This is a genomic window from Alkalibacterium sp. s-m-28 (genome assembly GCF_054658175.1).
The window spans coordinates 1-1,995 of record NZ_BAAGIQ010000176.1 but is presented as its reverse complement, the minus strand read 5'-3'; the positions used below and the strand labels follow the sequence as shown (position 1 = coordinate 1,995).

2 protein-coding genes are annotated in these 1,995 nt (G+C 42.1%); both read right to left on the bottom strand.

The annotated features are described in order from the left end of the window. Positions 1-202: 202 nt before the first annotated feature. Positions 203-1,465, bottom strand: coding sequence for an amidohydrolase (locus tag ACYQ4S_RS11725; protein WP_459771316.1), 1,263 nt, complete (start codon positions 1,463-1,465; stop codon positions 203-205). A gap of 214 nt (positions 1,466-1,679) precedes the next feature. Further along, on the bottom strand, positions 1,680-1,995 hold a 316-nt coding region (locus ACYQ4S_RS11720; protein ID WP_459771314.1), incomplete at its 5' end, for a group II intron maturase-specific domain-containing protein.

Below are 1,995 nucleotides of genomic sequence, written 5' to 3'. Positions count from 1 at the left end.
TCGTAATGGCCTGTCTGAAAGAGACATTAATGAACGAGTTAGTACTATCTGAACAACATGTTCAAGACTTGTTAGATACCATCTTTGATAGTTTACCGGAACTCTTCAAGCCATTTTTAAAAGAAAACCAGCTGAATCAAATATCAAAAGCGGCATAATAATCGGTACCAAGTCAATGACACCAAGGGTCAAAGGCTATTTTTTAACTGCAAAACTTGAGTAAGTAAGATATCTTCGCTCGCTCCTCACCCACTCGATCAAACAGGATAGGAATATCATCTTCCAGAAAAATCGGCTGAACGTAAGTCAAATATCCTTTATCAGCCACCCTGTCGATCAGATCCAGTCCAGTGATCTGCATATGATTAATCCCCAAACGCAAGTCATTGTCTTTGCCATCAAGGGCCGCATCGTATGCATTGAGGATCGTCTCTATACCCTGATCCCCTATCCCATGAATAATCATTTGATACCCGTGGTCGACAGCTGTTTTCACTTCATCAGACAAGGTGTCTTGTGATTTCGTCAAGATTCCTTTAGTTGACTGATCATCTGAGTAGGCTTCTCTTAATGCAGCGGTTCTGGATCCTAATGTTCCGTCTATGAAAAACTTGATCGGTCCGATACGGTTCCAGTCGCTTCCTTTTCGGAAAGGGTAATCCATTTTTAGAAAGTCAGGCAGGTATTTGCCATTGTTGAACCAAATCTGCTGATAAAAGCGTACGGTCAGCGCCTTTTCCTGCTCAAGTTCTTCATATAAAGATAATGTCTCTTCTACAGTATCATCTTTAGCGTCGTTAGTGTGCATCGATGTAATGCCGTACTGGTTAGCCAGCTTCATCGTCTGTCTGATTGCTTCTTTTTTCTCTTCTCTGGTTCTCGCAGGCAGCTGAGCTTTAACCAGATCCAGAGCCCCTTCAGTCAGTATACCAGTAGGCAGTCCGTCGGTATCTTTGAGAATCTCCCCACCAGTTTCTAACTGACTGTGCTTTGTAATATTGAAAGCCTTAAGTGCGGCCGTGTTCAGACTCATGACATGACGGTCCACTCTGACCAGAACGATCGGCACGCTTGAAGAGGCCTGATCCAGATCATGTCTGTCAGGAATCCGCTTGTCATCAGTAAACAAAGTATGATTCCATCCCTCTGAATATAAGACATCTTCTTTAGTCATCTGCTGGTCCTCTATGTAAACTCTGCAGCGATCGATCAGTTCTTTCATTGAAGTCACACCGGTTATAGGAAGAAGGGACAAAAATTCGGCAGTCATGAGAAAGTGCAGATGCGAATCATTCAGACCCGGAATTACCGTTCTCCCTCCAAGATCGATGACTTCTTCACCTTTAAAAAAAACCTCACATGATTCGTTGCTCCCAACCTTTTTGATCGTATTGCCTTCTATGACCATGCTCTCTGCAAAAGTCGATTCACTCAAATAAATCTGTCCGTTTTTAAACCATTTCATATTTACAACTCCTGACTTCATTCTGATCTTCACTTCGTCAGTATTCATTATACTCTTTAAGGAAGAGGGTGTGTACCCGTTTGACCGGATTACAATCGAGTAGGGGGTAAATAATTAATTTATTTACCGTCCTCTCACACCACCGTACGTACGGTTCCGTATACGGCGGTTCAATATCTTAAGTAAGCAGACTCTGCCAGTTGGTTTAGTTTCACTAAACCAACTGGCAGAGTCTTTTCGTTGTAAGTGCCCGATGAACCTCGGGCGTTTTGGATAATCGCCAATATTTCTTGCGTGAAAAACCAATACGTTTAGCACTATCTATATCTAGACCTAAACGTTCTAATCTGTTAATCTTAGTTCGTATCTTTTTCCATCGCTTAAGAACAAGTTGTCTGATTCTGTGATGCAGCCATTGCTCCACTTTCTTCACGAATGATTTGATGAAGCCTGTGCCGAAATAATTAATCCAGCCTCTTGTTCTGCTGTTTATTTCTTTGACAATCTCATCAAACTTCCCTGCTCGTTTA

Bases quoted from the DNA above. Each gene is read 5' to 3' on its own strand.
- ACYQ4S_RS11725 (WP_459771316.1), bottom strand. From the start codon at position 1,465: ATGAAATGGTTTAAAAACGGACAGATTTATTTGAGTGAATCGACTTTT.